This is a genomic window from Oceanobacillus zhaokaii, from assembly GCF_003352005.1.
GTDB classification, from domain to species: domain Bacteria; phylum Bacillota; class Bacilli; order Bacillales; family Amphibacillaceae; genus Oceanobacillus; species Oceanobacillus zhaokaii.
In genome coordinates, this window is the sequence record NZ_CP024848.1 from 1,417,511 (window position 1) to 1,443,962 (window position 26,452).

Genomic DNA, 26,452 nt, shown 5'->3' on the forward strand with positions numbered 1-26,452 from the left:
AGTATAATTATCAAGAATAAAGAAAGAAAATTGTACAATTTATTTAAGGGAGTAATCATTGATTATATGGTGTAAATTATTGAATATTCAAGTGTTGTTTAAGTGTCTTCGACTGCTTTGCCCGCTCCTCCTCAGACACAATGTAATAAAAGACTCCCTTTTCTTCCTTGCCTGTCCCGTTTATTTCGATTTGTTCAATATCATGTCGTGTTTGGGAATAGTTTGCTCTTAATTCCTTCATTTCCTCAAACGTTAAATTTGTTTTTACATTCTCGCCAATTACCTCTAATATGCTTCCATAGTTAGTGAGAGTTTCGATATGGACCGCTTCTTTGATAAGAGCCTGAATGATTTTACGCTGGCGTTCTTGTCGGCCTAAGTCACCCTGTGGGTCAAGAGATCGCATACGAGAGTACTTCAGGGCCTCTTCACCGTTCAATTTCAGTTGACCGATAGGGTAGTCTGTCCCTTGATAGGTAAAGTCCAAGGTGTTATCCACAGTTACACCGCCAACAGCATCTATAAGATCCTTAAAACCGTCCATATTTACTTCCACGTAGTAGTCAATCGGGACATCTAGGAAGTTTTCAATGGTTTTAATAGAGTTGTCAACTCCTCCGTATGTATACGAATGATTGATCTTATCCTTTGTTCCTTTGCCGATAATTTCGGTGTATGTATCACGAGGTATACTTAACATTTTAATAGATTTATCTTCTGGATTTGCCGTTAATAGCATTAATGAGTCTGGCCGCCCGCGGTCTCCTTCGCGTTGGTCCACCCCAAGCAATAGAATGGAGATGGGATCCCCTTCTGATAAATTAATCACACGCTGCTCTGCTTCTGAACGTTTCAATGGTTCATGTGTTTTTTTGAGTGTGTCGGTAACAGATTTATATACGGAAAATCCGTAAGCGCCTGCACCTAAAATAAGAAGCAAAATGATTCCCAGTGTAATTTTAAGGCCTAGCTTCTTTTTTTTCGGGGACTGGGATGTGCGTTCCTGTTTCATTCAACCACTTCCTTTGCAGTAATCTTGCTTTATTTTAGCATCTAAAAAAATATAAAGGTATTAGACAAAATGCCTAGAGAATCGACAAAATGGCGATAATCACCTCAATCGGTACAATATACCAGGTAGGAGGAACCTTTTTTGTTAACAATATATATCTTACATATTAAAGATTTGTTACAAAACCATTAAGATTCATTAATTTATTGAAAAATTGGCTGTAATAGCTAGATTCTTGTCGAATGTTCTTATGTAGGAATAAAAAAAGAGTATGAGGTAGATAACAAAATGAAAAAAAGAAACTTCCGCGGCCGAAGGAAAAAAACACATTCGCAGCTTGAACCCGGTCAAAAGGATTTTATTTTTAAGAGTGAATCTAGTAAACGGTGGAATTTCTTGATTGTTCTATCAGTTCTTCTAGCTGCTCTATTCGGTCTGGTTATCTTTTTTGCGGGTTTAGGTCTTTATGCTAATCCGCATCTTCCTAAATTGGAAACAAAAGAAACGGATGAATTTGCACAGATCAGTTCATCAGAAACCATGACTTCCAATAACGATGAATTTGCAACCACCGCTACGGATGAGAAATTTCTCCAGCAAGGAGTTGCCTATAAGGATGATGTTTACGCATTTTATGTGAATTGGGACAGCAACAGTGAGCAATCACTTAGGGAAAATATTGATACAATCGATGTGCTGATTCCACAATGGCTATCTTTAAATTCTGAATTGGAGATTGAAAGCGATATTCAGCCGGAAATAGTAGAGCTCGCCAAAAAGAATGATGTGAAAATCGTACCATTAATTCACAACATACAGAATCAAAAGTGGAATCAGGAGACAATTCATCAACTTTTAAATTCTCCTGAAGAACAAGAAAAATTAATTAAGGAACTGCTAGAACTAATAAAACAGCACGACTTTGATGGGATCAATATTGACTTTGAGAATCTAAACAAGAACGACAGGGATTTATTGACCCAGTTTATGAAGGATTTATACACAGCTTTTCATGCTGAAGGTCTCTCGGTATCCATCGATGTACCGGCTGCCAATGAGGCATTTGATTACAAAGAGCTGGAAAAGTATGTGGATCAGATGATTGTAATGGCATACGATGAAAATGTGAACAATCCTGGCACCATTGCTTCTTCATCGTGGTTTAAAGAAATTCTCTCAAAATTACCCAAAGAAAAGCTGATTACTGCGATTGGGAATTATGGATATGACTGGGAATGGGAAAGCCAAGAGCCTGGAGAACCCGTTACCTTTGATGACGTCACGAGACTTGCCGAAAAAGCCAACTTGAACATTCAATGGGATGATATGAGCAAAACTCCATACCTTAAATATATGGAGAACAACAAACTACATGAGATATGGTTCCTGGACAGTGCAACCTTCTACAACCATTTAAAAATAGCTACTGAGGCTGGAGCGCAGGGAATCGCACTCTGGAGGCTCGGGTCTGAGGATCCATCGGTTTGGGATATTCTTAAAGGTAATAAAATAGAAGAATTGCTTACTGTCAAGAATGGAGGAAATATCTATAGCACAGGAGAAGGGAATATTTACCGGGCGTCAGAGAGTTGGAAAGAAGGGAAACGCAGTCTTCAGTTTGATGACTCTGGCTTTATTACGGATGAAGCCTATATTACCAATCCTGTATCATCCGAGTTTGAGCGGCTAAGCCAACCGGGAGATAAAGAGATTGTCCTAACTTTTGACGATGGGCCCGATCCTAAATATACGGAAAGCATATTGGACATCCTGAAACAATACCAGGTTAAGGCTTCGTTCTTTGTGAACGGTAATAAAGCAATCCATAATCAGGATATTGTGGATCGAATGTATCGGGATGGTCATGAGATTGGAATACATACATTTTCCCACCCAAAAACAAATGAAATGTCCGATAAAAAGTTAAAACTTGAACTGAATAGTACTCAACGCATCATTCAAGGAATTACTGGACATACCACTAAATTGTATCGGTCCCCATATGGAGATGAAGAGGCTAAGTATTTGCCATCACATTTTCAAAGATTAGAGAATGTGACACAAATGGGGTATGTTACCGTCAATTATGATATCGATTCAAAAGACTGGAAGCTGCGTGATAGCGAAGCCATTGTCCAGAATATCTTGGACCAGGCATCTAGCGGCGATATAATTTTACTTCACGACGGCGGAGGAGATAGGCAGGCTACCGTTGAGGCATTGCCTGAGATTATTGAACAGTTACAGAGTAAAGGTTATACTTTTGTAACGGTCAGCGATCTAATGGATCAAAGTAAAAATAATATAATGCCTCCTGTCACAGATGTGGAAAATCCGATAATGCATAGCTACAAAGTGATGCTGTTCAATATAGCAAACTTTAAAGAGGGCATTTCCATTTTGCTTTTCAGTGTGATATTCATTTTAGTTCTGCGCATTTTGATTCTAGGAAGTTTAGCTTTTATACATAAAAAACGTGCCAATCATCTGATGGAGCGGTCTACACCGTTTGTCAGTGTCATTATCCCGGCTTACAATGAAGAGAGTGTCATAGGTAAGACCATCGAATCGATCTTAAAAAGCAATTATCCAAACCTGGAAGTTATTGTTATCGATGATGGTTCCAAAGACCAGACTTCCTTAGTTGTATCAAGTAAGTACGATGCTAATAAAAAGGTATTTCTTTTCCAACAGAAGAACGGGGGAAAAGCTTCAGCCATTAATCTGGGAATCAGGAAGGCAAAGGGAGATATCATTGTTGCGATTGATGCGGACACTACTGTTTCTCCCGACTCGATTTCGATGCTTATTCGGCACTTTTCTGATGAAAAGATTGCGGCTGTCTCTGGAAATATAAGGGTTGGGAACAAGAAAAACCTGTTAACTTCCTGGCAGCATATTGAGTATGTAACTGGATTTAATTTGGAGAAGCGCGCGTTTGCCACTCTTAATTGTGTTCCAGTAGTCCCGGGAGCTTTGGGGGCATGGCGCAAACAGGTGGTTGAGGAGCTGGACTATTTTACCGATGATACGCTTGCAGAAGATACAGACATGACATTAAAAATCATCCGCCAAGGCTATAAAGTTGTGATTGATGAACAGGCCTATGCTTATACAGAGGCACCGGAAACGATTAGAGATTTCCTAAAACAGCGGTTCAGATGGACGTTTGGAACTTTACAATGTTTTTGGAAGCACAAAAAAGCGTTTGGGGGAAGAAAGCATAAATCACTGGGATTCTTTGCCCTTCCTAATATGCTGCTATTTCAATTTATCATTCCTTTTTTTGCACCGCTTTTAGATTTATTGTTTATTCTAGGAATCCTGACAGGGGCTGCCCAAAAGTCACTCTTGATTTTTGCCAGTTACTATTTGGTCGATTTTCTTGTTTGCTTCGTTGCATTTAGGATGGAGAAGTTAAGTTTTAAACCGCTAATTTCCTTGTTCCTGCAAAGAATTTTCTACCGCTACTTATTACTATGGGTAACGTGGAAATCCTTTTTTGCTGCACTGAAAGGAACCAGAGTAGGTTGGGGAAAATTAAAGCGGTCAGGCGATTTGAGAGTAGAATCGGGATTGAAGGGAGAACACATCAGCTAGAATTCTAAGGAGTCATCAAAAATATTTAAGGGGATAAATAAGGTATTGTTTATCTAGCATCTGATGAATCAAAAAATACAACTGGTTCAGAATCGTGATCGATGGCGGCTTTGCATCTATCTAAGCTTTGAAACAATTATCAAGAAATACAGCTACAATGAGATTTTTCATTGTAGCTGTTTTGTATTGTTCGGTTAAGTCAGCTATTATTTTCACTTTCAATAGAACGTGCATTCTATCATTGAGTTTGATAAACTAGAGATAATAGTTTTATAGAACAGAGGGTGTAATCATGGGGAAAAAAATATCATTTATACATGCGGCGGATTTACATTTGGATAGTCCATTTAAGGGATTAACAAGTACACCAGAAAAAATCTTTAAAGAAATAAGGGAAAGTACATTTAATGCATTGGACCGCCTGGTTGCAAACGCAATTGATAAGCAAGTGGACTTTGTTCTCATCGTCGGTGATTTATTTGATAACGAAAAACAAAGCTTGAAGGCACAGGTTCGGTTACGGAGAGCATTTGAACAATTAAAGCTTCATAATATTAACGTTTATCTATCCTATGGAAATCATGATTTCATCAGTGGAAATCGCTATCCAATTGAATACCCTGAAAATGTCTATATTTTTCAAGATGAAGAGGTATCATCCTTCACCTATGAAAGGGAAGGTAAGCCAATCGCCAATATTTATGGATTTAGCTACATACATCGTGCTGTTTTAGACCCGAAGGCAACAGAATATAAAATTAGTCAGGATCATATTCCTTTTCACATTGCGATGTTACATGGGAGTATTCAAAGTAATACGGAACATGATGTGTATGCACCATTTCAGATAAGCGATTTACAAGAAGAAGAATTTGATTATTGGGCCCTCGGTCATATCCATAAGAGAGAAATTTTGAAAGAAACTCCATGCATTGTCTATCCAGGGAATATTCAAGGGAGAAATCGTAAGGAAACCGGTGAAAAAGGCTGTTACCATATTGTATTAACAGAGTCCAAAACAGAAATGAACTTTATTCCTCTTCAAGCAATTCAATTTACTAGCCTAACGATTGATGTAACTGGCTGCAAGGCAGTGGATCATATAGAAGCGGTAATACAGGAAGAAATAAATCAACTAGCAATAACAACACCACAACTCATTAATTTAACATTAGCTAGTAATGATGCCAATTTAATGCAATGGGAAAGTGAAAATCTGCTAGAAGAAGTAATCGAACTGATCAATGAAACATCAATAAATCAACGTAATTGGTTTTATATTTTTAATTTTACAGTTATGATCTCCTCCTCTGGTTCCCTTGATGAAAAGGAAGGGGAGCATTTCATTGGAGAACTTATTCGGCATGCAGATGAAGTGAGAGGATATCCGTTTCTAAGTGAGCTCTACCGCCATAAGCAAGCTAGAAAGTATTTAGACCATCTATCATCCGAAGAGGAAAATTTTTTAAGAACACAAGCAAAACAATTATTAGTGAATGAGCTTTTGAAGGGGTGAGTCGATTGAAATTTATCAATGCTACTATTTATGGATTCGGAAAATGGGTCGACTATTCAATCGATTTCACTGACGAATTAGCGATTATTTATGGTGAGAATGAATCAGGGAAGTCAACAATTCAGCGATTTATTTTATTCATGTTTTTTGGATTACCCCCAAAGCAGCGTGCTTACTATCAACCAAAGCAAAGTGGAAAGATGGGTGGCAGATTAACGGTTTATGATGCTGAAATCGGCAGGTATACAATTGAACGGCAAGATGCAGTCAGTAACGGGGCAGCCATCTGTTATACCGAGGACGGAGAAGAACATGATCAAACTTGGCTGCAAGAAAGATTAAGTGGAATGACACTACAAACCTATCAGTCCATTTTCTCATTTTCAGCAATTGATTTAGGTTTAATTAAAGAGATGAAGCAAGAAGACTTGAGCGATATACTCCTTAGTATTGGTTTGACAGGATCGAATACGATTCATAAACTTGAGAAGAAATTAGATAGTAGAATGTTAGAATTATTTAGACCAACTGGTAAGAATCCACCGATAAACAAACAAATGGAAGCATTGGATAATCGTTTGGACTCATTGCGAAGCTTTCAGGAAAATGAGGATACTTATCGTGATAAGAAAATAGCAATCAATCGGTTAATTGAACAGGTAGATCAGCTGCAGTTTTCACTGCAAGAAGAGAAAGCAATCCAAAATAGAATCGAAAAGCAGCAACAGGCACTGCCAATCCTGAACGAGTATCACCAATACACTTCTTCATTAGCGTCTTATCCTGTCGAGCTAGTCTTCCCGGAAGAGGGTATTGAACGCTTAGAAAAGCTAAAAGAAGGATTACTTCCATTGCAAAGCCAATTATCTGTTCTGCAGGATTCTGAAAGTCAGTACAAGCTAAAACTACAGTACTTAAAACAAGAGAGATCAGAAGACGCATGTAAAGAAGCAGAGGAGATATTAAAAGAAAAGGAATCTGGGCTTGATTCTTATAAAGCATTAAATAACTCGGAAGCTGCTATGAATAAAATTGAAGCACAATTAGAAGCAGAAATAAATCGTCTGAACCTTGGGATGAGTCGAAAGGAGTTAGAGTATATAACTTTCCCATTTCATGTGGAGAAAAAATGGCTCGAACTTAAAAATAATGCAAACCAGATAAATGCAGAAAAACAGCAGCTGGAATTAGAAGAAAAGCAGTTGAAACAGGAGCGAAACTATTTATTAAATCAACTTCAGACGCTTGAAGAGGAACGATTATCTGAAGAGCAGTTGCAAGAGTATAATCGAACAATTAATGATTTTAAAGAAAATGACCTCTTACAAAGGCTACATTCCGATGCAAATAGGAAACAGCAAGAATGGCAACGAACAAAGAAGAAGAAAACGAAGAGTATGAATAACTTGCTTGTAATCTGTGTTGGGCTCGCTTTTCTAGCAATGATGACAGCGGTATTCACAGATCGTGTATTATTCATGTATATAATGGTTGCTTTTCTTTTATTTGGTAGCCTGCAATGGGGTTTCAGAAAGTATACAATGAAAGAAATGGAGCGGATGATGGTCGGAGCAGAATATTCAAAAGCAGGAGGCCATCAATCAGAGCGAGAGAAAGCCGATGCAGAGCATCAATTAGCAGCTCATTATAATAATCTAAGGGAAATTGAGACGATTGAAGGAAAGATGAAGGATAATGAAATCAATCGCTTGAAATTGGCAGATGCCAAGCAATCACTTGAGGATAAAAAATCAAGAATACACAGCCTTATTGCAAATGAATATGAGATTTATCCATTTCTTAAACAAGTTGAGATTACATATTGGCCTGATCTCTATCATAGCTTAAAGCATCTTTTGAATTTGTTAAAGGACTATCAGCAGGAAGAAGAGAAACGTTCACAGTTAAGCAGCAATTTGACAGAATTTGAATCTGTTGTTGATTCTTTTTTTACAAAAAACAACTGGGAAATGAATGCTAATTATTCTTTTAAGAATAAGTTGGAAATCCTGGAGTCTTTTGTAGGAAATGAGTTAGAAATTGCAGGACAAATAAACCAATATCTTGGTTTATTAAACGATAATTATAAGAAGCAGCAAGAAACCAAGCAAAAGGCCAAAACCTATGAAAAGGAGATTGGCATATTATTTCAAATAGCTGATGTAGAGACGGAAGATGCTTATTACAAAAAGGCCAAACAATGTAATGAAAAGGCTGAGATAGAATACTTGATTAAAAGAACGATTAACCAGCTTCAGATGATATTTACCAAGCAAGAATGGAAACAATATGTGGAAAGTAATGTAGATGCCCCTAAATTGGAGGTTGAATACAATGAGACAAAGAAAAAAATCAAGCATATTGAGCATGAAATTGATGTTAGTCGTGAAGAGCTTGCAGCAATTCAGGCATCAATTGCCTTAATGGAATCTTCACAATCCTATTCTGATAGTTTATACCATTTTGAGATGGAAAAAGAACTGTTAAATAAGCTGGCAAAAGAATGGTCGATATTAAAAATTGCCAAAGAACTGCTTGTTGATACGAAACGGGATTACCGTGATAAATATTTGCCGAAAGTAATCGAGAAGACATCAATTTTCTTCCAAGAATTAACGGGGAACACATATTGTCGTGTGTATGCACCTAATGAAGATAAACCGTTTCAAGTAGAACTTGAAAGTGGAATTCGTTTTTCTATTGATGAGTTATCACAAGGGACAATCGATCAATTATATGTTGCTCTGAGACTTGCAACAAGTTTGATTTTAAGTGAAGATCATCGTCTGCCATTCATTATTGATGATGCATTTGTCCATTTTGATTCGGTGCGTACGAAGCGCATGATGAGAATCTTGGAATCTATTGCAACGGAACAGCAAGTAATTGTTTTTACGTGCAAGACAGAAGTTGTTGAATCCTCTAAAGCAAGCACAATGATTCCTTTATCCAATATATGATGAAAATGCGCAAATGATTATCGTATGTGGTTCCATAAAATGATCATGTTCGCATTTCCTAACAAATAGTGATAAACTATTTGCAAATTATATTAGGTGGAGGGACACCAAATTGCCAGACAACAAAGAAAATGCAAATTGGGATTTATATGAAGTAACTATTGACAAATTCATTCAGGTGATTGCTAAAAACATGAACTTATATGGAATTACACCTTCCATTGGACGATTATATGGCGTCTTATATTTTTCAGAAGAGCCAATGACACTAGATGATATGCGCGAGGCATTATCAATGAGTAAAACAAGTATGTCTACAGGTGTACGCACGTTATCCGATATGAAAATGGTAGAATCCACTTTTAAAAAAGGTATTCGCAAAGATCTTTATCAAGCGGAAGAGGATTGGTATAAATCGTTTACTTCTCTATTCGGCAATCGTTGGCGAAAACAAACAGAAACGAATATTGAAGAAGCACAGGAATCGATTGAGAAGCTTGAACAATTACTTCATGAAACAGAAGATGAACAATTAAAGGACAGAATTAAGCAAGACTTAATGAAACTATATTACGCTAAAAATTACTATGATTGGTTAATGAAATTTATCACTGTCATGGCCTCGGGAGAGATATTTAACTATATACCTAAAAATAAATAATAAGACGAGGAATTGGGATTGGCACATAATTGATCTCGATTGATGCTAATTTTTTTCACCTTGGGGAGGGGAATGAAAGATGAAGAAAGGAATAGGTTATACATCGATTGGCGAAACGTTTGATGATTTTATTTTAATCAAAGATGCTACAAAGGGAACTGCCAGTAATGGAAAAGCATTTCTAACATTGATTTTACGAGATGCTACAGGGGAAATTGAAGCGAAGCTCTGGGACGTTTCGAAAGAAGATGAAGAATTATTCGTACCTGAACAAATCATTAAAGTGACTGGTGATGTAAACCAATTTCGTGGAAGGGCACAGCTTAAAATTGTTTCAATTCGTCCTGTTCAAGTAACCGATGGTGTGCAGATCTCGGATTTCATTGAGAAAGCACCAGTTGAAAAGGAGATTTTGACGGAGAAGCTGACAGAAGCAATATTTGAAATGGAAAATCCAACGATACAACGGATTGTTCGAGCATTTATTAAAAAGTACCAAGAAAAACTGCTCGTATATCCTGCTGCATCAAGAAATCATCATGCATACGCATCAGGGCTTGCACATCATATCGTAAGCATGCTGCAAATCGCTAGGGAGTTACATAAGCTATACCCGCAAATTAATAAGGACCTATTGTATGCAGGAATTATTTTACATGACATTGGAAAGATTAAAGAACTGTCAGGAATCATTTCTACTAGCTATACACTTGAAGGAAAATTACTTGGCCATATTCCAATTATGGTTGAGGAAATCGGACTCATGGCACGGGACTTAAAAATAGAAGGGGAAGAAGTATTGATTCTCCAGCATTTAGTGCTAAGTCACCATGGTAAAGCAGAATGGGGCAGTCCAACTCCACCACTTGTCAGGGAAGCAGAACTTTTACATTTTATTGATTTAATCGATGCGAAAATGAATATGCTGAATTCAGCATTAAATAAAGTTAAACCAGGAGAGTTTACGGAGAGATTATTTGCAATGGATAATCGAGCGTTCTATAAACCGACCTTTGAAGAAAACTAAGCAACAGTGATAATTTAATTCCTTTGTTCATATAGATTAGTATAGATAGTTGGACAAGGGGGCTAAAGAATGATTGCTGGAATACCTTGGTGGGTTATCGTTGTTATTGCGTTAATTTTTGTTAGTGCATATATGGCATTTAAGGCAAGACTCGCTGAAAGTAGATTGGAACAACAATTCATTGAACGTGAGGGAAGAATCTACATTGAACGAATTGAGAGCGAGAGGGAAGCAAGGGAAAATAGAAAAAGAGAATTATCGAATTAGCATTGCGCTTTGGAAAATGCATGTTAGATTATTATTTAATAGAAAATGAGCTGGACTGCTGGACCGAATGAAAATTTGGTCTGGCAGTTTTGTTATTTTTGATTGCACAATTGAATTAGATAGCGACCTGATGCAAATTTTTGCGGATTAAAAGGATATTCACCTTACAAATTAGAAATCCATGCTTGCTTCTTATAGTTACTCCTTTATTACTATAGCGTGATTATTAATACCTATAAAGGTAATATATTCCAAATGTTATCATACTTTCTACTGATATTAGCACCCCGAGTAATATGTTAGAATAGTAACAGTTTTGAAAAATGGAGGGATAAATTTTGAGAAAGTTATTCATGTTACTTACTGCCATGATAGTAACCACACTGATTTTAAGTGCCTGTGGAAGTGAAAAGGATGAAGAACCAGCAAATGCTTCGGAAGCGGAAAGTGAAGAAGCTGTTACGCAAGAAGAGGAAGAACCAGCAGAAGAACCGGCTGCAGAGACGGAAGATGCTCATGTAGCGGAAGTCGAAGAGGGTTCGGAAGAGCAGACTGATGAGGTTAGCAGTACGGAAGGGGCAACGAGTGATTTCTCGGAACTAATAACATATATGGAAGAGGAGACGGAAGGAACAGCAAACGTAATATATGAAAATGCGGAACCTCAAGTACATACAATGGAAGATGTATCAGTTTCACTTGATTCGTACTCATTAGTTGAACTAACTGATTTCCATACGGATTACAGTATTCCATTCGATGACGAAATAGATGGTGGAGTAATCATAGCCCAGTATACGGTAACAAATAATCGTGCTGAGGATGTGTATTACATGCCTGCATTTTATGCGTCCTTTACTGGTGCACCTAAGGATTACAATAATTACAGGGATTTATTGCCGCTTGAAGGTCAACTGCCTTCTAAATTAGCGCCTGATAATGATTATTTATTGAAAGCTGGCGAATCAGCAACAGGCTTTTACACTTATCCATTTGGCAAGGAACATTTAGAATCAGCTTTAGATGCATCTACTGTAACAGTAGAAGTTCCTGAACCAATTCTTGAAAAAGGAGATTTTGGTTCATCAATAGGTAAGAAAGGGACATTTACACTGAGTCTAAATGAAGCTGGTGCTGAAAAGGTTGCTGCTAATGCTGCATTTTATCAAGACAGAGTTACAGCAGAAGATATGGGTGAAAAAACGATGCTGGAAGAAGCTGAAGGGATCAATAAAAGCGAAGCTATAGGTGATGTTACTGTTACGCTTGATGGCTATCAATTCACAGAGTTTACTCCTAATGAAGTAGAAGCACCACGGTTTGAGAATTTTACGAATGGAATTGTACTTTTAACGGTGAAATTTAATCTAGATAATAAAGGATCGGAAGCAATTGGTTTAACTCTTACGCCTTCGAAGTTAACGGTGAATGATGGTGCACAGTACATGCTCCAGGAAGGAATGCTTCTTAATTATAGCTATGATGATCTGATTAATGCGGGAGAATCCGGAGAGTTGTTACAAATATATGCTATGGATAAGGAACAGTATGATAAGATCTGGAAAGATAAAGCATTTGAAATAGAAATTGGGCCATTTAAAAATCAAGATGCGGAAGACATCTCAAAAGGAAAGACAGCTAATTTTGAACTATAAGCATTTATAATAAATAAGAGGTCGCCCAATGGACGACCTCTTATTTATTATATTATTATTCTTTCTTTGTATCTGCTTCAGTTTCTGTATCCTTTTTAGTGTCAGCATCTTCTTCTGTCGCACTGCCTTCTTCTGTATCTGCTTTTTCAGCAGGTTTGAATAAATCTTTATATTCATCGATTTTAACATCAACATTTGCATCTTCAATTAAGCCATTAACTTTTTCTTGCAACTGTGTTTGATCTACTTTCTGTGCAACTAGCTCACGACGTAACTCTTCTTTAACATCTTCAAATTTGCCAATGCTTTCTTCTTTTTCACGAACATCATTCACTTTAATAATATGGAAACCGTGTTGTGTTTGAACAGGATCACTGATGTCACCAGGCTTCATACTGAATGCTGCATCTTCGAATTCAGGAACCATTTGTCCAGTAGAGAAATATCCTAAGTTACCGCCATCTTCAGCTGTGCCATCTGTAGAATATTCAGCAGCAAGTTCAGCGAAATCTCCGCCTTCATCAAGCTTTTTCTTTACTTCATTTGCAGTTTTTTCATCTGCAACGAGTATATGGGATGCATCTACTTCTTTATTTTTCTTATCATATAGTTCTTGTAGCTCTTCATCTGTTACTTCTACTTCTTCAGCAGCTGCTTGTTCTTGCAGAAGTGAAATCTTGATAATATTACGCAATGTATCTTCATCACCAAATTGCTGTGTGATTAACATATCATACTGTTCACCGTACATATCTTTCATCGATTGAATTTCACTATCAATATCTTCTTTTTTTACTTCATAATTATCTTCTAATACTTTTACGGTTACCATTTCTTGAAGAATGCCTTCACCGTATCTTGATTTTAATTCATTGTAAAACTCATCTTGCGTTATATTCCCAGCACTTGTTTCGACGACAACCTCGTCATTCGAACTACAAGCTCCTAAGGTTAATACACTTGCTGATAACGCTGTAGCGATTATTAGTTTCTTCATCCATTAACACTCCTAATCTGTTTCGTACTTCTATTTTCACACTGATTAATATACCATACTTTAATATAAAATAAATAGTCAGACACCGATTTACCATGAAAATACCTTTATTCTGCCACATTATCTTTCAAAATTTTGATGGCAAGAAGCTGTTTAATTGGGAAATAATCAAAATAAAAAGGACCTGATATGATTCGGATCCTTAGTTTGCTTTCAATAATATATCTACTCCATCCTGTCCTTTTTCGATGTAGGCGGTTTTGGGAGCATGGATTATTTGCTTAATATACCAAAAATCGATAAATGAAATACCGATATGGATACAGGTAAGAAGTAAAATATATACAAAGTATTCTCTAAAGTAATAACTTGTTATAAGGCCAGGTAATGTTAATAGTAGAGTTGGTGCTATTGCCACTATAATTGCTGCTTTCTTTGTTAAATGTGTTTTTACGTAATAATTAATAGGAAGTCCAGTTGATTTCGTTTGATTGAAAATTATTTTTACTCGTTTCTTCATCATGATTAATGGTAGAATATGCATAGATGTATGCAGGAATGGTAATATGCACAATACGATAATAAATGGTATAGTCCCAGCTTCATCCACATAATTTACCTCATGAATAATGGAAAAGGGAACATAGAGTAGGATAAAGGTTAATATCGCTACTAAGGATGATGTTAGAAAAAGGCGATTCTGCCCAAATTCTTTCGTCGAACTTACTGATTTCCAACAATTCATGATGAGCCTCCACGATTATTTATTAGATAGTTAAGAAAATATTACATAGCTACAACTAAGACTTTCACTGAAATGCAAGGTAAAACCTTTGTTTTGTAAATATAATAATGTCACTTGATGAATAATAGTATGTTTGCAGACAAAAATCAATAGCTTTTTTAATAATTACGTGTAAAATTTATTACATAATAGATAAAGTTCACCACAATACTTTTTTCAATATAAGTTAAGGATAATTGTAGGGGAATTAAAATTGTCTTGATAGTATAAAACAATACATTAATTTAGATTTTGGGGGGAATTGGAATGAAAGAAATAAAGATAAACGATTCAAGTTCATTTCACATTCATTTACTATCTAAAGTTATCGACATGGACCAATATCCATTTATTAAGTTAATCATTGAAAATAATATCACTTTTGAAGAGTATAAAGAATTGATGGGCTCACTACATAAATTAAATGAAACATTTGAGCAACAAAAAGAGGAAGGGCTAATGGATTATACAATATTACTAATTCATTTCGCAGGGATGCTGAATGAAAAGTTAGAGCCGAATCGAACCATTTATGCATTAAAAAAAGAAGGATATTTTCCTTCTTTAATGAATACATTTATTGAAATTATTAATCGTGATGAAGCCAAATATAAACGAAGATAATTGATTATCTATTTATATTTTGTTTCATCTCATTAAATAGCATCTCTATCTGTAAGTGAAAGCTAATAATATTATCTAAACGATTCATTAGTTGCTTATGGTCTTTTATAGAAGGGTTATTTTCTCCTTCTGTTTTAGAAAGTTGTTTAATATCCTCTAGTCCATCCAGTTGCTGGTTGGTAGCGTCAATCCATCTGTTAAGGTAGGTATTCATAAATGCTTTGAATAGCTGTGAATTGGCTTCGTAAAGATCTTTCCTTATGCCTTTTTTCCATACCCGTGTAACAAGGTTTAACTCCAGTAAACTTCTTATATTAGTACTCATTGAAGTCTTGCTTTTCCCCAATGCTTCACTCATTTCGTCCAATGTTAAAGCTTCCTCTGAAAGATAGAGATATATAAATAAACGTGCTTCAAGTGTTGTTAACCCAAACATTTCAATAGTTTTAGAAAATTCAATTATTATTTTATCAGCAATCTTTGTATTATTTGGTGTAACCATAATATCCTCCCAATCTTTTCTATCTATAGGGTACACTAGAATGAGTTTTAATAAAAATCGAGGATTATACTGGATATTGAAGTATTTGGAAGGTATTAAGAGGATAGAGTATGTATTTTACGTACAGTTTAAACTGTACGTAAAATACATACAAATATGACCGAATATAAAGTTTGAAATAAAATTATACAAAGTTTATAGTTATGAAGTGGATTGCTTACATCGATTCTCACATTTATAATTTTATTCTTAAATGGCTGGTAAGAAGTTTAAAAACTTTCTCACTGCATAAGTAAAACAAAGGCAGTCGCTAAAAAGCTTAGCTGAGCTTAGTTTTCAAAAATAATAATCAAAGAGGTGAAAAAATGTGGCAGTAATAGAAGTAAAAAATCTAACAAAGGTATTTGGTAAAAATACAAAGCAAGCATTGCAGCTCCTTGATAAAGGCTTGACAAAGGAAGCCATATTAAAAGAAACAGGTAATAGTGTAGGGGTTAACCGGGCGTCATTTAGTGTTGAAGCAGGTGAAATATTTGTTATTATGGGCTTGTCAGGTAGTGGTAAGTCAACACTAATTCGCTTGATAAACCGTCTAATTGAACCAACTGAGGGAAATATTCTCATTGATGGTGAAGATTTATCAAAAATGGATAAAAAAGCTCTCCGTAAAGCTCGACGTGAAAAAATGAGCATGGTGTTTCAGCAGTTTGCATTATTCCCCCAACGAACTATCCTAGAAAATGCAGAATATGGATTGGAAATACAGGGTGTTTCAAAAGAAGAACGGCAGAAAAAAGCAAAAGAAGCACTCGAATTAGTTGGACTCGGTGGTTATCTTAATCAGAAGCCAGGTCAACTATCTGGTGGAATGCAACAACGTGTAGGACTTGCACGAGCACTTGCAAATGATCCGAAAATATTATTAATGGATGAAGCATTTTCTGCGTTAGATCCACTTATTCGCAAAGATATGCAAGATGAACTCCTCGATTTACAATCATCAATGCAAAAAACGATTCTATTTATTTCTCATGATTTAGATGAAGCATTGCGTCTTGGTGATCGCATTGCACTAATGAAAGACGGTGTCATTGTTCAAATCGGTACACCAGAAGAAATTCTTGTAAATCCTGCAAATGATTATGTAGAAAAATTTGTGGAGGACGTTGATCGTTCGAAGATTTTAACAGCTCAACACATTATGAAGCGTCCAGAAGCAATTTATATTGAAAAGCACGGACCACGTGTTGCATTGGAAAGAATGCGTGAGACTGGGATTTCAAGCATCTTTGTCATTGATAATAAACGTCAATTACAAGGGTATATAACGGCAGACGATGCTTCAGGGGCAATTAAAAACGAAATTAGTGATCTGAAAAAGATTATCAAAACAGACATTCCAAAGGTAGAAAAAGACACAGCACTTCATGAGATTTTTGCAATTATCCATGACTCGCAGGTTCCTGTTGCCGTTGTCGAGAATGGCAAACTGCTAGGAATTATTGTACGTGGCTCTGTCATTGCAGCACTTTCTGGAGATGGCGAGGTGAATTTAGAAAATGCTTAATAACTTATTAGATTTTGTACCAAAAATACCAATTAGTGAAGCAACACAGAGATTTACAAGATGGTTAACTGATACTTTTGCATTCCTATTTGATCCGATTAAGGAATACTTTGGTGATTTTATGGAATTCGTTTCAGAGGATTTATTAATGAATATTCCACCAGTTATTTTTATCTTGATTGTTGCCATTCTTGCATTCTTTATAACGGGAAAGAAATTTGGGTTAGCAGCCTTTTCCATTGTTGGACTTTGGCTGATTTATAATCAGGGACACTGGGAAGATTTAATGAATACTGTAACACTTGTAATCCTAGCAAGTCTTTTATCAATAATTATTGGTGTACCAATCGGTATCTTAATGTCGAAAAGCAAAATAGCAAATGCGGTTATTACACCGATCCTAGATTTCATGCAAACCATGCCTGCATTCGTATATTTAATTCCTGCGGTTGCGTTTTTTGGAATAGGTATGGTACCGGGGGTATTTGCATCATTGATATTTGCAACGCCACCGACAGTAAGATTTACGAACTTAGGGATTCGTCAAGTATCGAAAGATTTGATTGAAGCCGCAGATGCATTTGGTAGTACAGGAGCACAAAAATTATTCAAGGTTGAGCTACCTATGGCGAGACCAACAATTATGGCTGGAATAAATCAGACGGTAATGCTTGCGTTATCGATGGTTGTAATTGCGTCAATGATCGGTGCACCAGGTCTAGGAAAAGAAGTTCTATCATCCTTACAACGTGCACAAGTGGGACCAGGATTTGTTGCTGGTATAGGAATTGTAATATTAGCGATAATTATTGATCGCTTTACACAAAACATGAATAAGAAGAAATAATAATGATTGGTAATTTTTCTAAAAGAAAATTCTAATATTAATAATTTATTGAAGGAGAGATTGATTGTATGTTTAAGTTCAATCGGAAATATGTAGCACTAATAACAGGTCTGTTATTGCTTTTATTTATTGCAGCTTGTGGATCAAATGAGGAATCAGACTCAGGAAGTAATGAAGAAGCAGCAGTAGAAAATCAAGAAATTAACTTAGCATATGTTGAATGGGATACAGAGGTCGCTTCTACACATGTAGTTGGTAAAGTTCTAGAAGATTTAGGTTATGATGTTAAATTAACACCTTTAGATAATGCTGTTATGTGGGAAGCTGTAGCTAGTGGTGAAGCAGACGGAATGGTTGCTGCTTGGATGCCAGGTACACATGCTGCTCAATTTGAGCAGTATGGCGACCGGGTAGTTGACCTTGGTGAGAATTTAGAAGGTGCTAAAATTGGTTTAGTAGTTCCATCATATATGGATGTTAATTCAATCGCTGATCTGACGGATGAAGCAGATATGACAATTACTGGGATTGAACCAGGTGCTGGTGTTGTTGCGGCATCAGAACGTGCAGTTGAAGAATATGATAACCTAGAGGGATGGGAAGTTCAAACATCTTCAAGTGGTGCAATGACAACTGCTTTAAGTGAGGCATATGAAAATGAAGAAGAAATTATTGTAACTGGATGGTCTCCGCACTGGAAATTCCAAAAATATGACCTGAAATATTTAGAAGATCCTAATGGTACCTTTGGTGAAGCGGAAGTAATTAAAACAATGGTTCGTGAAGGTTTAGAAGAAGAAATGCCTGAAGCATATCAAGTGTTAGATAACTTCTACTGGGAACTAGCAGAAATGGAAGAAGTAATGACAGCAATTCAAGATGGTACTAGTCCTGAAGATGCAGCAGCTACTTGGATTGAAGAAAACCCGGAACGTGTTGCAGAATGGACTGAAGGTATAAAATAAGTAAAGTTAAAAAGAGCTTTCTCAAAATGAGAAAGCTCTTTTTAATCTATTGTTTCTTTACCTTCTCTTCAAGATCTTTAATACTGGTTTCAATTTGTTCTAAATATTTATGGATACTTTCCTGATGGGGTTCAACGGTGTTTTTCCATTCTTCCACTGACTTTCTAATATCTTGCGTAAGCTCTTTAACAAGTACGGCGCCTTCTTTTGAGCTTTCTCTAAATTGCATTTTTAGTTGCAATCCGTTCTCTTTTAAGTTAGTTAATAATTGTTTTAGTTCCAATCCTTGAATTTTAACTTGGTCACGAACAGTTCTTCCAGATGAAGGCGTACTTAATAATGTTACTGCAGCACTAACTGTTCCTCCAACTACAAGACCTAACACGAATGATTTTGCTTTTGACATAATGTATTCGCTCCTTTCTATACTCTTATTATACCCTTTCTCTTTTCAGCTTACGAGTAAACATCTTTCAATTTGTAAAATTTTTCACAAATAATGCAAAACAGGCGAAAAAGAAGACATAAAATAATCCTCTGACAATGTGTTGCCAGAGGATTAATAGTTATAATGCTTTCTAAAGTTAAGATACAGTAACTAAATTGGTCCGCTTGATAATCCCTTGGATAATTGGATAAACCACAACCATGATCACGGTGTTCAGTGCTGCAGCAGGCAGGATAGCAGTGACGAACAATGCAATAAATCCACCCTCACCTAAACTTGCAATAAACGATAATACAAAAGCAAATATGGAACCACTAATGAGTGTGCCGATAAACGTTAATACAGGAGCACTAATAGTCGTACTTACTTTTTTCTGTACTAGTAAAAATAATGCTAGAACAATAAAGGCTGTAATTGGTTTATCGATGATATTGGCAATTTGTCCGCCTGGTGCACTCGTTGTAAGTGCTGAAATTATTCCAGATACTAGTGATAACAGTAAAACATAGTTTGCTTTTGGAAATAGGAAAATACCGATAAACATCATGGATAGTAATAGGTCTGGTTTTACTCCGGCAATAGATAATCCTGGGATTGCAGCATGCAAGATGGTGCCAATTCCCACCAATAATGATAAAATAATTAAAACTTTAATCTTCATTTCTACCTCTCCTCATCTCAAGCTTCGCTCAGCTTTTAATTCCCAACTGTACACTCATTGTCAGCTGCGGAATATTAGAATCATTATAACAAACTTTATTAGAAATAAAAAGTATTAATTTTCTTAATTTGGTTAAACCGAATATATAAAAAGTGTGTCTGGAGTTTATCCAGACACACTTTTTATTAAGCTTTAACTAGAATTCTTGCAAATCAACATAAAGAGAAGACTAGTGTTTGATGTTATTATTAATCTCCTTTGCAATTTGCTGTAGATCCTCAGGTGTATATTCATCTGTATATGTTGTCCAATTTGGTGTGTAGCCATCACCATTTCCATAGCGTGGAATTAAATGAACGTGTAAATGAAATACAGATTGCTCAGCAGCTTTCTCATTATTATTGAGTAAGTTTATTCCAATTGGTTTATATGTATCCTTAATTGCATTAGCAATTGCCGGAATTCGAGAGAAAAGCTCTCTAGCTACTTCTGGAGATGTTTCGTAAATGTTCTTTGTATGGGTTTTCGGAACAACAAGCGTATGTCCTTTTGTAACTTGTGTTAAATCAAGAAATGCCAGTACTTCTTCATCCTCATAAACCTTTGCAGATGGTAATTCTCCATCAATTATTTTACAAAAAACACAATCCTCATGACTCATTACTCACCACTCCTCTAATTATTTTCATTGTTAAATAATAAATGCAACAAATCTTATCACAATAGAGCCATCTAATAAGATAATTGTATAGACAATTGTGGGTGAAAGTAAAGCATTTAGGATTGATGCTAAAATATTTTAAATGGCTTAAAAATAATAAACAGGTCTAGTTCGCAATACTGCGAACTAGCCTGCTTTAAGAAGACGAGGGTATCTGCAAGCTAATGTGGGGACTGTAAACAATTTCGTTATCGCAACGAGCATTGGTTTACAAAAACCTTTTTGTCAGCGTCTCATTTGTTGAGACGGGTCCTGGCAAAAGGGTTTTATTGTCATTAGTATGCCAACACTAACACCTCATTTTGTGTTTTATCCACTAAATTCAGAGTAGATTACCGAAGTCTAACACCTCATTTTGTGTGAAATTACACGAAATTACATTAGATATTCGATCACTAACACCTCATTTGTGTTTGACACAGAATTTTTTTAGTGAGATACCCTGCGTCTTCAAAAATATTATGTGTAGAATTTAAAGTAATATACACATTTATTTAAAAATATTTTATAAAAGTTAGTGGGTCTATTTGACTCAAGGCTGAACCTGAATGTAAAAACACCGCAAAAAATGATGTCGAAAGTTTAAGTGGCGTATACTTTGGCTTTCAATCGTTGGAAATGGTAAAATTAAACGATAATGAAGGAGGTAACCTGATGGAGTCACTATTACATATAAACAATCTTTACGGCGGATATACACATAAGAATGTATTACACGGTATTTCCTTCGATGTATATCCAAAAGAAATTGTAGGACTTATCGGTTTAAATGGAGCAGGTAAGAGTACAACAATCAAACATATAATTGGCTTGATGCAAGCAAAAAAAGGATCCGTTTCTGTAAATGGGAAAACATTCAAAGAAAATCCAACTACTTATCGAAATCAAATGGCATATATACCAGAAATGCCAATCCTATATGATGAACTAACCCTCGGGGAGCATCTGCGCTTAACTGCAATGGCATATGGAATCTCTGAAGATTTATTTGAAAAAAGATTGCCACCGCTCTTGAAAGAATTTCGCATGGAGAAAAAACTAAATTGGTTTCCAGTGCATTTTTCGAAAGGGATGCGTCAGAAGGTCATGATTATGTGCGCATTTTTAATTGAACCACCATTATACATTGTCGATGAACCATTCGTTGGCTTAGATCCTTTGGGAATACAGTCGTACTTGAATCTGATGGAAGAAATGAAAGAAAAAGGTTCTGGTATATTAATGTCGACTCATATATTAGCAACTGCAGAACGTTATTGTGATCGTTTTATTATTCTGCATGATGGTGAAGTTCGGGCGATGGGAACAATTGATGAATTGCGTACAAGCTTTAATTTGCCTGATGCAACTTTGGATGATTTATATGTGCAGTTAACAAAGGAAGATAGCCATGTTTAATTCACATGAATTTTATAAAAAACGATTATCTGCACATTTGAAAGAACTGGGACGCTATACTCGCTATATCTTAAATGGTCATATGGTTGTCGTTATGTTCTTTCTAATCTCTGCAACTGCATTTTATTATCAGCAGTGGCTCACAGAGCTTCCAGAAAACTTCCCAACTGCACTTGTAATTGGGGTTTCACTGGGATTATTAGTAAGCTATAGCCCTGTCAGAACGCTACTTCAAGAGCCGGATTTAGTATTCATCATCGTTGCAGAGGATAAGATGAATGCCTATTTCCGAAATTCATTAATCTATAGTTTTGTTGTTCAGCTTTATTTAATATTACTGTTAGTTGCAGCATTCAGCCCGCTATATTTCGCTGCTTTCCCAGAACGAACAGGAACTGGGTACTTACTGACACTTGCGATAGTGCTCTTATTTAAAGTCGGAAATTTGATTGCCAATTGGTGGATGTTAAAAGTTAGGGAAGCTAGAGTAAGACAGATTGATTTATTAGCACGTACCTTCTTAAATATTGTTATTTTTTATTTCATTATTCAAGGTAATTTGTTTTTTGCTGGAATTATTACTATCTTATTCGTGTTGTTATTCCTGTATGATTTTTCCGTTTCTAAGAAGCAGGCAGGTATAGCGTGGGACTTGCTTGTAGAAAAAGATCAAAACCGGATGCAATCCTTTTATCGTTTCGCCAACATGTTTGCGGATGTTCCACATTTAAAAAATCGGACAAAGAGACGCCAGTGGCTTGTTTCGCTCATTTCCAGCCGCATTCCATTTGCTAAAAAGCAAACATATGATTATCTTTATCGAATTACATTCATTCGCAGTGGCGATTACGTAGGCATGTATCTTCGGTTAATCATTATCGGCGGATTATTCATTTATCTGATACCGAATATTTGGATGAAGGTACTATTTGGCCTGCTGTTTATCTACTTAAGCAGCTTTCAAATGATGCCATTATACCAACATTTCCGAACGAATATATGGCTGGACCTCTACCCGGTCGATCACATACTAAAAAAGGCTGCAATATTGAAAATCATCCATCAGCTAAGTTTTGTTCAAGTTATCATTTACGCGCTACTATTTATTGTACTCCAGGAATACTTAGGTTTTATTGTATTTATTGTTGCTGGTGGCTTGTTTAGTATTTCATTTATCAATGGCTACATTAAGTCAAAACTCGTTTGAAGCAAGATATATATAAATAGCTAAACAAAAAGGGCAGCCGATTCGGCTGCCCTTTAAAAAGTGGGGAGGTAAAGATAATTCTAATGACAAGATTGGCCACGTCCAGCTCCAGCGCCCAGCGAGACTTCCCTCACCTCATGACACGATAAAGAAGACTTGCCGATTGGTTACACATGAGGCTTAGTCGCACTTATACCCGTGTGGTGAAAGTCAACATCGACTATGGTTTTAAGGAAGGCCGACTAAAAGCAGGCTTCGCCAACGTCGGCATACCCCTAAAGTGCAGGGGCATGTTTCCTTTATCTCCTACGAAGGAATGTTCGACAAGTCGAACCACCCCAAACTGCGGGGGGGCAGTCCGTATATAGCTCAAACTAGCTTTAAGCTTTTGTTCTAAGAAAATCTGGGATCAGCTAGTAAACGTTCAACTTCCTCTTTATGATGTGTTTCATCGGAAATTAAATCTTCTAATTTAACCTTTAATTCTGTAAGACCTAAGTCTTCTGCTTGTTGCATTCGTTCTTCATAACGTTTAATTGTACTTGTTTCAGACTCAAGGACCGCTTCTAATAATTCTTTTACATCGGTTGGCTGAGGAACCTCGGCTGATTCTGTAGTTGGTACACCACCAAGGGATTTAATCTTTTCGGATAAATATAGCGCGTGTCCGAGTTCATCCGTAATTTCATCTTCAAAAAATGGTTTTAATGCTGAGCGGTATAGACCTGATACGACAGATGCGCTATATGTATATTGAATTGCTGCACCATATTCGTGTGCTAAATCGACATTCAGTCCTTCAATTAACTTTTCCAAATCTTTTTCCATTATTAATCCCGCCTTTTGAATGTTATTCAGTATACTTATTAAATACCCATCAGTCTCGATTTCGAAACCATCATTTTGCTGAAATGAAATAATCTGGATTGCGGCTCGGTCTTAGGTCGGAGGAAGAAGCAATCTAGAGAAGGTTCTCGATTATTGGAATTACAGATACACTAAGAATAGGTATAACTAACCTCTTGGTAGTTAAGTAAGTATAAAATATTTCTTACTACATAGGTGGGGCCTCAGGATTTAGGTCAGTTCTGTGTTGCGACAAATGTTTTCGATGGGACGAGTAATCGGATTCCCAGGACTTCGCGTTATTAATCGAATTTTCCCTATAGTCTTGGTTAGACCTTAGCTTTCTAAAAATTTCCTTTTGAAAGGATGAGTGAATTGAAAAATGCGCTTCGTTATTTTACAGCAATAGTATTGATTATATTTGGTGTGATGCTCGTTTTAGCAAATATCGGGATGATCAGTTTTGACATAGGAATTGCTTGGCATTATATGTATCCGACCTTCTTTGTAGTTATAGGGATTAAATTGCTCGGTGACTACCTCTTGAAAAAAGGCGGCAGCTGGTCTGGAGGATCGTTCTTATTGATCTTTGGAACATTGCTATTACTCGATCGATTTGAAGTAATCACCTTTGGCTTCTGGGATGTGTTTAAATTATGGCCATTATTAATTGTTTATTTTGGTTTTATGATGTTCGACCGTGGTTCTAATATCGTAATTGAATATGACTCTGATAAACACACAAAGAAGAAATCCTATCATGGTACTGCTTTTTCAATCGGGAATCATGAATTTAATGAGCATAATTGGAAAGTTGAACCAATGAACTTAAAAAACCTAGCAGGGGAGTTTTACTTTGATTTTTCGAAAGCATTCATTCCAGAAAAAAGAATTCCGTTCGCTATTCATTCATTAGCAGGAGACGTAAATATCATTATTCCTGAAAATGTAGCGTTTCGAGTGGACGCATCTGTAAGTGCAGGTGAAATTGTTGTAATCAAACAATCGGTTGATGGAATCAACCGCTCGCTTACTTATGAGACTGAAAATTATGAGGATGCTGTTCAGAAATTAGATTTCAAAATACGTCTAAAGGCAGGGTCAATCCGGATTTCTCAAGTGTGAGGGGGATAAGAACAATGGAAAAAGCAAAATTCTCAAGTGTTCGTTATATTTTTATTAGCTCACATCTGTACGGACTATTTTTAACAATTGTAACAATACTCTCGATACTGTTAACTATCCATGCCTTATTTAGTCCAGAATGGCTGACGGTTCGAAGTATCTTTCTTTTTATGGCGCTTTATACCATAATTGCAGCAATCATTTCACTTTATACAGGGTTTAAATCGAGTAGTACGATGAAACAGCGACTGGATGCAATGTCTGTATTAATTGCTCAATATGCAAATGGAAACTATGAAACGAAGATTCATTTTATGGAAAATGATGAACTTAGCAGGATTGCCAATGAATTAAATGAGCTAGGAACAAAGCTCCAAAACCAAGTAAAGTCTCTCCAGCGAATGGCTGATGAAAAATCGGACTTAGCAAAGTCAGCACATAAAGCGGCAGTCATTGAAGAAAGACAAAGAATCGCAAGGGATTTACATGATGCTGTGAGTCAGCAGCTTTTTGCATTAACAATGATGGCGGAAGCAGCAACTAAGCAGTTTGATAAAAAGCCAGCACTAGCAAAAAAACAAATCGAAGACGTGTCGATTGCAGCATTGCAAGCACAAACAGAAATGCGTGCCCTATTATTACATTTACGACCAGTACATTTATCAGGTGATACTCTAAAAGAAGGCGTCGAGAAGCTGGTTGTGGAACTAGAAATGAAAAGTCCGATTAATTTTAAGTTAACGATTGCAGATGAATTAAGCCTTAACGATACAATTGAAGAACATGTTTTTCGAATCATTCAAGAGTCACTTTCAAATATTTTACGCCATGCGAACGCAACAGAGGTTGATTTAACCATTACGAAGCGCGCGAAGGAGTTATTCTTACATATTCGTGATAATGGTCAGGGATTCGATGTGACAAAAGATTCAACTCGGAAAACATCGTATGGTTTAAAAACAATGCGTGAACGAAGTGAAGAACTAGGGGGAACGTTTGTCGTTCGTTCGAATCAGGATGAGGGTACTTATATCGATATTAGAATTCCATGTTAGGGGGAGA

Annotated in this window: 23 protein-coding genes; 15 read left to right on the forward strand and 8 right to left on the reverse strand. The window is 36.3% G+C overall.

What is annotated here, in order from left to right; all coding sequences use genetic code 11:
* Window positions 1-76 precede the first annotated feature (76 nt).
* Complete coding sequence (locus tag CUC15_RS07145; protein ID WP_114915996.1) at window positions 77-1,012, reverse strand: LCP family glycopolymer transferase; 936 nt, start codon at window positions 1,010-1,012, stop codon at window positions 77-79.
* A 288-nt stretch (window positions 1,013-1,300) separates the two neighbouring features.
* Here CUC15_RS07145 and CUC15_RS07150 point away from each other — a divergent pair, with 288 nt between their 5' ends.
* The 7 genes from CUC15_RS07150 (at window position 1,301) to CUC15_RS07180 (ending at window position 12,698) form a co-directional block, all read left to right on the forward strand.
* Window positions 1,301-4,612: a trifunctional glycoside hydrolase family 18/polysaccharide deacetylase/glycosyltransferase family 2 protein gene (locus CUC15_RS07150; RefSeq protein ID WP_114915997.1), complete on the forward strand. Its 3,312-nt coding sequence runs from the start codon at window positions 1,301-1,303 to the stop codon at window positions 4,610-4,612.
* 292 nt (window positions 4,613-4,904) lie between these two features.
* Complete coding sequence (locus CUC15_RS07155) at window positions 4,905-6,128, forward strand: metallophosphoesterase family protein (RefSeq protein WP_114915998.1); 1,224 nt, start codon at window positions 4,905-4,907, stop codon at window positions 6,126-6,128.
* Between the two features lie 5 nt (window positions 6,129-6,133).
* On the forward strand, window positions 6,134-9,088 hold the full coding sequence (locus tag CUC15_RS07160; RefSeq protein WP_162800286.1) for an ATP-binding protein: 2,955 nt from the start codon (window positions 6,134-6,136) through the stop codon (window positions 9,086-9,088).
* A 112-nt stretch (window positions 9,089-9,200) separates the two neighbouring features.
* Window positions 9,201-9,749, forward strand: a complete 549-nt coding sequence (locus CUC15_RS07165) for a GbsR/MarR family transcriptional regulator (RefSeq protein ID WP_114916000.1) — start codon at window positions 9,201-9,203, stop codon at window positions 9,747-9,749.
* A gap of 79 nt (window positions 9,750-9,828) precedes the next feature.
* Window positions 9,829-10,776, forward strand: coding sequence for a 3'-5' exoribonuclease YhaM (gene yhaM, locus CUC15_RS07170; RefSeq protein WP_114916001.1), 948 nt, complete (start codon window positions 9,829-9,831; stop codon window positions 10,774-10,776).
* Between the two features lie 69 nt (window positions 10,777-10,845).
* Entirely contained in the window at window positions 10,846-11,043 is a 198-nt protein-coding gene (locus tag CUC15_RS07175; RefSeq protein ID WP_114916002.1) for a sporulation YhaL family protein, read from the forward strand.
* A 335-nt stretch (window positions 11,044-11,378) separates the two neighbouring features.
* The gene (locus CUC15_RS07180; RefSeq protein WP_114916003.1) at window positions 11,379-12,698 is read left to right on the forward strand and encodes a DUF5068 domain-containing protein; all 1,320 of its coding nucleotides are present in this window, start codon (window positions 11,379-11,381) and stop codon (window positions 12,696-12,698) included.
* Window positions 12,699-12,753: 55 nt separating this feature from the next.
* Here CUC15_RS07180 and CUC15_RS07185 read toward each other — a convergent pair whose 3' ends face one another.
* Window positions 12,754-13,695, reverse strand: a complete 942-nt coding sequence (locus tag CUC15_RS07185) for a peptidylprolyl isomerase (protein ID WP_114916004.1) — start codon at window positions 13,693-13,695, stop codon at window positions 12,754-12,756.
* 202 nt (window positions 13,696-13,897) lie between these two features.
* Entirely contained in the window at window positions 13,898-14,440 is a 543-nt protein-coding gene (locus tag CUC15_RS07190) for a DUF3267 domain-containing protein (protein ID WP_114916005.1), read from the reverse strand.
* A 306-nt stretch (window positions 14,441-14,746) separates the two neighbouring features.
* On the opposite strand from CUC15_RS07190, the gene CUC15_RS07195 reads away from it, so the two are divergent.
* Window positions 14,747-15,103, forward strand: a complete 357-nt coding sequence (locus CUC15_RS07195) for a DUF1878 family protein (protein WP_114916006.1) — start codon at window positions 14,747-14,749, stop codon at window positions 15,101-15,103.
* Window positions 15,104-15,107: 4 nt separating this feature from the next.
* Here CUC15_RS07195 and CUC15_RS07200 read toward each other — a convergent pair whose 3' ends face one another.
* Entirely contained in the window at window positions 15,108-15,605 is a 498-nt protein-coding gene (locus CUC15_RS07200; RefSeq protein WP_114916007.1) for a GbsR/MarR family transcriptional regulator, read from the reverse strand.
* A 367-nt stretch (window positions 15,606-15,972) separates the two neighbouring features.
* Between CUC15_RS07200 and CUC15_RS07205 the strand changes: the two genes are divergently transcribed.
* From CUC15_RS07205 to CUC15_RS07215, 3 genes are all read left to right on the forward strand, one after another.
* Window positions 15,973-17,172, forward strand: coding sequence for a quaternary amine ABC transporter ATP-binding protein (locus tag CUC15_RS07205; RefSeq protein WP_114916008.1), 1,200 nt, complete (start codon window positions 15,973-15,975; stop codon window positions 17,170-17,172).
* The gene (locus CUC15_RS07210; RefSeq protein ID WP_114916009.1) at window positions 17,165-18,019 is read left to right on the forward strand and encodes an ABC transporter permease; all 855 of its coding nucleotides are present in this window, start codon (window positions 17,165-17,167) and stop codon (window positions 18,017-18,019) included. The genes CUC15_RS07205 and CUC15_RS07210 overlap by 8 nt, the downstream gene beginning before the upstream one ends.
* 68 nt (window positions 18,020-18,087) lie before the next feature.
* Complete coding sequence (locus tag CUC15_RS07215) at window positions 18,088-18,984, forward strand: glycine betaine ABC transporter substrate-binding protein (protein ID WP_114916010.1); 897 nt, start codon at window positions 18,088-18,090, stop codon at window positions 18,982-18,984.
* A 46-nt stretch (window positions 18,985-19,030) separates the two neighbouring features.
* On the opposite strand, the gene CUC15_RS07220 is transcribed toward CUC15_RS07215, so the two are convergent.
* From CUC15_RS07220 to CUC15_RS07230, 3 genes are all read right to left on the reverse strand, one after another.
* Window positions 19,031-19,390 carry a YtxH domain-containing protein gene (locus tag CUC15_RS07220; protein ID WP_114916011.1) on the reverse strand — a complete coding sequence of 120 codons (360 nt, stop codon included), beginning with the start codon at window positions 19,388-19,390 and terminating at the stop codon, window positions 19,031-19,033.
* A 178-nt stretch (window positions 19,391-19,568) separates the two neighbouring features.
* Window positions 19,569-20,093: a tryptophan transporter gene (locus tag CUC15_RS07225; protein ID WP_114916012.1), complete on the reverse strand. Its 525-nt coding sequence runs from the start codon at window positions 20,091-20,093 to the stop codon at window positions 19,569-19,571.
* A gap of 229 nt (window positions 20,094-20,322) precedes the next feature.
* A complete protein-coding gene (locus CUC15_RS07230; protein WP_114916013.1) occupies window positions 20,323-20,754 on the reverse strand; it encodes an HIT family protein in 432 nt (143 codons plus the stop codon).
* 714 nt (window positions 20,755-21,468) lie between these two features.
* On the opposite strand from CUC15_RS07230, the gene CUC15_RS07235 reads away from it, so the two are divergent.
* Together CUC15_RS07235 and CUC15_RS07240 are read left to right on the forward strand one after the other, a co-directional pair.
* Window positions 21,469-22,212: an ABC transporter ATP-binding protein gene (locus CUC15_RS07235; RefSeq protein WP_114916014.1), complete on the forward strand. Its 744-nt coding sequence runs from the start codon at window positions 21,469-21,471 to the stop codon at window positions 22,210-22,212.
* On the forward strand, window positions 22,205-23,419 hold the full coding sequence (locus CUC15_RS07240; protein ID WP_114916015.1) for an ABC transporter permease: 1,215 nt from the start codon (window positions 22,205-22,207) through the stop codon (window positions 23,417-23,419). The genes CUC15_RS07235 and CUC15_RS07240 overlap by 8 nt, the downstream gene beginning before the upstream one ends.
* Before the next feature lie 393 nt (window positions 23,420-23,812).
* Here CUC15_RS07240 and CUC15_RS07245 read toward each other — a convergent pair whose 3' ends face one another.
* Window positions 23,813-24,247 (reverse strand): ferritin-like domain-containing protein, encoded by a 435-nt coding sequence (locus tag CUC15_RS07245; RefSeq protein WP_114916016.1) that lies wholly within the window; start codon window positions 24,245-24,247, stop codon window positions 23,813-23,815.
* Window positions 24,248-24,631: 384 nt separating this feature from the next.
* On the opposite strand from CUC15_RS07245, the gene liaF reads away from it, so the two are divergent.
* Both liaF and CUC15_RS07255 read left to right on the forward strand, forming a co-directional pair.
* Window positions 24,632-25,390 (forward strand): cell wall-active antibiotics response protein LiaF, encoded by a 759-nt coding sequence (gene liaF / locus CUC15_RS07250; protein WP_242985969.1) that lies wholly within the window; start codon window positions 24,632-24,634, stop codon window positions 25,388-25,390.
* A 14-nt stretch (window positions 25,391-25,404) separates the two neighbouring features.
* Window positions 25,405-26,445, forward strand: a complete 1,041-nt coding sequence (locus CUC15_RS07255; protein ID WP_114916018.1) for a sensor histidine kinase — start codon at window positions 25,405-25,407, stop codon at window positions 26,443-26,445.
* Window positions 26,446-26,452: the final 7 nt, after the last annotated feature.